Raw genomic sequence first — 6,698 nt, forward strand, 5'->3', positions numbered from 1 at the left:
GCACGCCGCGTGCCAGATCGAAATTGCTCTCTTCATCACGGAAAACAGGCCAACCGAGCCGTTCGAATCTGCCCTTTTTGACCGATTAGGCATTTGCCGTCTTCGCAACAGAGGCGCGGAAGCAGTCAATGGCGCCTCGGATGAGCACGCCGATGCACACATCGCGGGCAGTCCAGACCGCGCGGAGATCGTGTCGGCCGCAAAGAAGACGCCATCGGCTGTGCGGCGACGCTCAGCAGACCAAGCCGGCTTCAACAGTGGTGATGGATGCCAGCCTTACTGAAGAGACGAGCACGCGTTGAAGACCGGGCAGGCAGAACGGCCGGGGAGCACTGCGCAGGATGCCGGCCAAGCTGGCGCGAAGCGCCGACTCGCAGATGCCAGCCTCGACGGATCCGGAAACGACGCGTTGTGGCGTGGGCCAGCGGACTCTGCGTCTGAGCCGATCAACCGGCTTCGACAAAAAACAGAGTATTTTCAATCAAATAGAGATTGGAGCGGGTGAAGGGAATCGAACCCTCGTATTCAGCTTGGAAGGCTGCTGCTCTACCATTGAGCTACACCCGCGATGCAGCCCCCGTAACACGTTAGCCGCGGGCTCTCAACTCCCCTTGCCGGCGCACCACCAACTTCCACGTCCTCGAGCGCTGCCCGATGTCCGGACCGCACGCGACCGCAGGCAGGTTGTCCGCCCCTGCCGCTTGGCGGAACGGAATCGACCGACCTTGGTTCTCCGGACGAGTCGCAGGCCGCGCCTCGTCCGAGGGGAGACGACGATGGGATTTTTCAGCAAGGATATTCAGACGATGGAGGACCTGCTGCTGCACGGCCTCCGCGACATCTATTACGCCGAACAGCAGATCACCAAGGCGCTGCCGAAGATGATCGAGCAGGCCACCAATCGCGAGCTGTCGCAGGGCCTGAAAGCGCATCTGGAAGAAACCGCGAAGCAGATCGAGCGCCTCGATCAGGTGTTCAAGAAGCTCGGCGAGAAGCCATCCGGGATCGACTGCCCGGCGATCGACGGCCTGATCAAGGAAGCCGACGACACCGCCGGTGAGATCGCCGACAAAACCGTTCTGGACGCCGCCATCGTCGCCAATGCGCAGGCGGTCGAGCACTACGAGATCGCCCGCTACGGCACGCTGATCGCCTGGGCCGAGGCGCTCGGCCACGACGACATCGTTCGCTTCCTCACCACCAATCTCAACGAGGAAAAGGCCGCCAACACCAAGCTCAACACCGTGGCGCTCCGCAAGGGCGTCAACCGCAAAGCTGCAAGCTGAAAGGAAACCACGATGAACCGCACCGCACTCGTCCTCGGCTGCCTCCTGATTGCAACCCCTGCCCTGGCGGAATCGGTCACCGAGAAGACTGGCGTCAATTCGGTGCTCGGGATCGCACCCTCCACCGAGGACTTCGTCAAGCAGGTCGCCATCAGCGACATGTTCGAGATCCAGTCGAACCAGCTCGCCGAACGCAAGGGCAGCGCCGCACAGCAGGCGTTCGCCAAGCAGATGATCACCGATCACACCAAGACGTCGAGCGAGCTGAAGTCGCTGGTGTCCGACGGCAAGGTCAAGGCGGCGCTGCCGACGGCGCTCGATTCCGCCCACCAGGCCAAGCTCGACAAACTGAAGAACGCCAACGGCGCCGAGTTCAACGAGACATTCGACGAGCAGCAAGTCGCCGCCCACAAGGACGCGGTATCGCTGTTCGAGCGTTACGCCAAGGGGGGCGACAACGCGGCGCTGAAGAACTGGGCCGGCACCACATTGCCGAAACTGCAGCACCATCTCGAAATGGCGCAGCAGCTCGATCGCGACCGCACCAACACCACCTCGGAATCGAAAGCCAACAAGTAAACGGCATTCGCCTGCATTTCGATGATGACCCGGCCCGGCGGCACGATCCGCCGGGCCGCTTTCGTTGCTGAGGCCGGAACAACCGCGGAAACTCTCGCGCGCGGTCATCGCGGCGCACTCCGCGCCGCACCGGCGATGGAACCGGAACCGCGCTCGTGCATTGTCGGCAGTCACGGGTGTGGGGCTTGTGCATGACGCGACCGTCGGCGCGCATCGTCCGTGGGCCGCGCTTTACGGAGCGCGCCACCACTCGGGTGAGTTGCCATCGCATGTGCAGGAGCCGCAATGACCGACACGACCGAAACGCTCGAGCTTCCGCCGGAGACCGAGGCGGCTGAACCCGCAGCGAAGCCGCAGACGGCCCCCGGCTACAACGTGGTGTACGACGCCGGCACGGTCCGCGAAGGCCTGCCTTATCCGCTCGGTTCCTGCTGGGACGGCAACGGCACCAATTTCGCCCTGTTCTCCGCCAACGCCACCAAGGTCGAAGTCTGCCTGTTCGACGGCGATACCGAGCGTCGGATCGAACTGCCCGAATACACCGACGAGGTGTTTCACGGCTACATTCCCGATGTCGGTCCCGGCACGTTCTACGGCTATCGGGTGTACGGCCCCTACGAGCCCGACAACGGCCATCGCTTCAATCCGAACAAGCTGTTGCTCGATCCCTACGCGCGCGCCCACGCCGGCGAACTGACCTGGGACCCGGCCGTGTTCGGCTACGTGATGGAGAGCGGCGACGACACCACCTTCGACGAGCGCGACAGCGCCAGGTTCGTGCCGAAGTGCGTGGTGGTCGATCCGGACTTCGACTGGAAGGGCGAGCCCGGCCGTCAGTTCGTGCCGTGGGACCAGACCATCGTCTACGAAACCCACGTCAAAGGTTTCACCATGCTGCACCCCGAGGTGCCGGACAATCTGCGCGGTACCTATGCGGGGTTCGGCACCAAGCCGGTGGTCGACTACATCGCCTCGCTCGGCGTAACGGCGGTCGAATTGCTACCGATCCACACCTTCGTCAACGACAGCTACCTACTCGACAAGAAGCTGGTGAACTACTGGGGCTACAACACCATCGGCTTCTTCGCGCCCGACCCGCGCTACGCCGCCGACGTCCCGAACAGCTTGCGCGAATTCAAGGAGATGGTCGCACGGCTGCACGATGTCGGTCTCGCCGTGATCCTCGACGTCGTCTACAATCACACCGCCGAAGGCAACGAGCTCGGCCCGACGCTGTCGTTCAAGGGCATCGACAACGCCAGCTACTATCGGCTGCTGCCCGAACAGAAGCGCTACTACATCAACGACACCGGCACCGGCAACACCGTCAACCTCACGCATCCGCGCGTGATCCAGATGGTCAATGACAGTCTGCGCTATTGGGCCGGCGAAATGCACATCGACGGCTTCCGGTTCGACCTCGGCACCATTCTGGCGCGCGAGCATTACGGCTTCGACGAGCAGAGCGGCTTTCTCAAAGCAGTGATGCAGGATCCGCTGCTCAGCTCGGTGAAGCTGATCGCAGAGCCGTGGGACTGCGGGCCCGGCGGCTATCAGGTCGGCGGCTTTCCGCCCGGCTGGGCGGAATGGAACGACAAGTTCCGCGACACCGTGCGCGACTATTGGCGCGGCGATGCGTCGGCCGCGGCACTGGCGCCGCGTCTGTCCGCCTCCGGCGATGTGTTCAATCGCCAGGGCCGGCGCGCCTGGTCCAGCATCAACTTCATCACCGCCCACGACGGCTTCACCCTGCACGACTGGGCGAGCTACAACGAGAAGCACAACGCCGCCAATGGCGAGGACAATCGCGACGGCCACTCCGACAACCGCTCCTGGAACTGCGGCGCCGAAGGGCCGACCGACGACGAAGCGATCATGGCGTTGCGCGAGCGGCAGAAGCGCAACATGCTGGCGACCCTGTTGCTCGCCCAAGGCACGCCGATGCTGCTCGCCGGCGACGAATTCGGTCGCACGCAGAACGGCAACAACAATGCCTATTGCCAGGACAACGAGATCTCCTGGGTGCATTGGGACCACGACGAGGCCGCGCAGCACCTGCGGAACTTCACGCAGCGGCTGATCGAGCTACGCCGAACCAATCCAACGCTCCGCCGCAGCAGGTTCCTCACCGGACATTACGACGAGGAACTCGAGGTTCGGGACGTCACCTGGATCAACGCCAATGGCGGCGAGATGCAGCAGGAGCACTGGGACGACGCCAATGTGAAGTGCTTCGGCATGCTGCTCGACGGCCGGGCGCAGACCACGGGTATCCACAAGCAGGGTCAGGAGGCCACCGTTCTGCTGATCCTGAACAGCTTCGACGGCGTCGTCGACTTCACCCTGCCCGAGGTTCCGCACGGCTCGAAATGGTCGCTGCTGATCGACACCAACCTGCCTCACGGCACTTCAGACGAACAGTTCGATTGCGGCGAGGTGTATCAGGTCACGGCCCGCTCGTTGCTGCTGTTCGGGCTCTCCAAGTAACGAGGGGACGCCGGCGCGGCAACGCGCCGGCGTTTTGCCACAAATTTGCGCAGCCCTCTCCGCTGGGTAGAGGGAACGCCAGGTTCGCTTCGCGATTGAGACTAACAATACAGGCCGATCGATTATCGGCCTTTCTCGATCAGCAACGGAGCTTTTCAGGTGATCATTCGCGCAGGCTACAATATCGCGTTCCACTGTTTCCAGGAAACGCCGATCAACCTGCTGCTCAGCGTGCACCCGTCGCGCGCGCAGCATGTGATCGGCGACCACGTCATCAAGTTTTCGCCGGACGTGCCGTCGCGCGACTTCACCGACATGTTCGGCAATGTCTGCACCCGGATCGTCGCGCCGCCCGGTCGCATCGACATCAGCAATGACTTCCTGATCGAGGATTCCGGCCTGCCGGACGAGGTCGCGCCAGGAGCCCGGCAGATCCCGGTCGGCGAGCTCCCCGACGAGGTGATGGTCTATCTGCTCGGCAGCCGCTATTGCGACACCGACAAGCTGTCAAATCTCGCCTGGTCGCTGTTCGGCGGCATCAACTCGGGCTGGGAACGGGTGCAGGCGATCGTCGATTACGTGCATAATCGGATCACCTTCGGCTATCAGTTCGCCCGCAACGATCGCACGGCTTCGGAAGGACACTTCGAGCAGATCGGCGTCTGCCGCGACTTCGCCCACCTCGCCGTCGCGCTTTGCCGCTGTATGAATATTCCGGCGCGTTACTGCACCGGCTATCTCGGCGACATCGGCGTGCCGATCGATCCGGCGCCGATGGATTTTTCGGCGTGGTTCGAAGTCTACCTCGACGGCCGCTGGTACACCTTCGACGCCCGCCACAACCCGCCGCGGATCGGCCGCATCGTGATCGCGCGCGGACGCGACGCCGCCGACGTTGCCATCTCGACCTCGTTCGGCGTCACCAATCTGCTGAACTTCGAAGTGATCACCCACGAAGTGACCGAGCAGGCCGCCGACACGCCATTGTCGAAGGTGGCCTGAGCCTCCAGGCGAAGCGCTTCGTCGCAGTGTCTCTGCCCGGACAGCGCGAAGCGCTGATCCGGGCTCCTCGCAAGGATCAGCCTTCATAGCGGGAAAAATCGAGCGGTCGGGCCTTCGCCCCGCCGCTCGATTTCTTGTGTCCATCTCTTCTTGGCTTCTGCACTTTTTTGCCCGGCGCAGTCATCTGCGTGCTCGCCGGAAACGATCGCATCCAATGCGGATGCTTGGGCTGCGCCCAAAGCTTCGTCAGGTCCGGCGGCGCTGTGAGATGTCGGTGACCTTTAAGGTGACCGTGCGGGTCCGGCCGTCGCGCTCGACCGTCAGCTTGACGTCTCGGCCGATTCCGGCGTCCTCCAGCGCAGCGGCAAGATCCGACATGCCGTGAACCGGCTTACCGTCTGCGGCGGTGATGACATCGCGGACATAGCCGTCGTCGGTAGCGCCTTCCAGCCCGGCCTGCGCCGCCGGTGAGTCCGGCAGGGTCCGCAGGATCACCACTCCGTCGATCCCGAGCTGAGCGGTCTCGTTCTCTCGCGCCGCGATGATGCCGATGCCCGGCACCGGCACCGTGCCGTTGGTGATCAAGGCCGTGACGACGCGATTGACCGCATCGACCGGAATCGCAAAGCCGATGCCCGCCGAAGCGCCGGAGCCGGAGATGATCGCCGTGTTGATGCCGATCAGCCGGCCGGCGCTGTCGAGCAGCGGGCCGCCGGAGTTGCCCGGATTGATCGCCGCATCGGTCTGGATCACGCCGCGGACCTCGTGTGCCGCCGCGGTCGGCAATCGGCGCCGCAGCGCGCTGACGATGCCCGTGGTGAGCGTCTGCTCGAGGCCATAGGGGTTGCCGATCGCAAAGGTCGCCTGCCCGACCTGGAGATCTTCCGAGCTGCCGATCGCGATCGGGCGCAGCGGCGTCTGCGGCCGCTCCAGCTGCAGCACCGCCAAATCGTAGTTCGGCGCCGCTCCGACCACGCGTGCGGTGACGAACTCGCCGGACGCCAGCCGAACGCCGAGCTGGCTGGCGTTCTGGATGACGTGATTGTTGGTGACGACGTGGCCGGCGGCGTCCCAGATCACACCGGAGCCTGACTGCACCGGCGCTTCCTGCTGGGCGAAGAACGGCGACACACGCTGCTGCGCTTGCGCAAACACATGCACCACGGAGGGCGACACCTGCTTGAACAGCTCGATGGTGGCCTTCTCGGCCGGCGCCAGATCGCCGCGTGCGGTGACGGTGCGCGGGCCGGTGGCGGAGAACCAAAACGCACTGAGATAAGGCTGTGCGACCCAGAGTGTCGCCAGCACCAGCAGCCAGACGATTGCGACGCGCAGCAACAGGTC

General features: G+C 64.0%; 5 protein-coding genes and 1 tRNA gene. 4 read left to right on the forward strand and 2 right to left on the reverse strand.

Features of this window, described 5'->3' with window-relative positions:
- Window positions 1–493: 493 nt before the first annotated feature.
- Window positions 494–567, reverse strand: a tRNA-Gly gene (locus DY468_RS19935).
- 209 nt (window positions 568–776) lie between these two features.
- Between DY468_RS19935 and DY468_RS19940 the strand changes: the two genes are divergently transcribed.
- The 4 genes from DY468_RS19940 (at window position 777) to DY468_RS19955 (ending at window position 5,354) form a co-directional block, all read left to right on the forward strand.
- Complete coding sequence (locus DY468_RS19940) at window positions 777–1,286, forward strand: YciE/YciF ferroxidase family protein (RefSeq protein ID WP_164606635.1); 510 nt, start codon at window positions 777–779, stop codon at window positions 1,284–1,286.
- Window positions 1,287–1,298: 12 nt separating this feature from the next.
- Entirely contained in the window at window positions 1,299–1,865 is a 567-nt protein-coding gene (locus DY468_RS19945; RefSeq protein ID WP_164606637.1) for a DUF4142 domain-containing protein, read from the forward strand.
- 285 nt (window positions 1,866–2,150) lie between these two features.
- Window positions 2,151–4,352 (forward strand): glycogen debranching protein GlgX, encoded by a 2,202-nt coding sequence (glgX, locus tag DY468_RS19950; RefSeq protein WP_164606639.1) that lies wholly within the window; start codon window positions 2,151–2,153, stop codon window positions 4,350–4,352.
- A 159-nt stretch (window positions 4,353–4,511) separates the two neighbouring features.
- Window positions 4,512–5,354, forward strand: coding sequence for a transglutaminase-like domain-containing protein (locus tag DY468_RS19955; RefSeq protein ID WP_164606641.1), 843 nt, complete (start codon window positions 4,512–4,514; stop codon window positions 5,352–5,354).
- Window positions 5,355–5,600: 246 nt separating this feature from the next.
- Here the strand turns inward: DY468_RS19955 and DY468_RS19960 are convergent.
- Window positions 5,601–6,698 (reverse strand): S1C family serine protease (locus DY468_RS19960; protein WP_502706236.1); only part of this gene is annotated, 1,098 nt, incomplete at its 5' end.

This window comes from Rhodopseudomonas sp. BR0M22 (assembly GCF_010907035.1).
Classification (GTDB): Bacteria; Pseudomonadota; Alphaproteobacteria; order Rhizobiales; family Xanthobacteraceae; genus Rhodopseudomonas.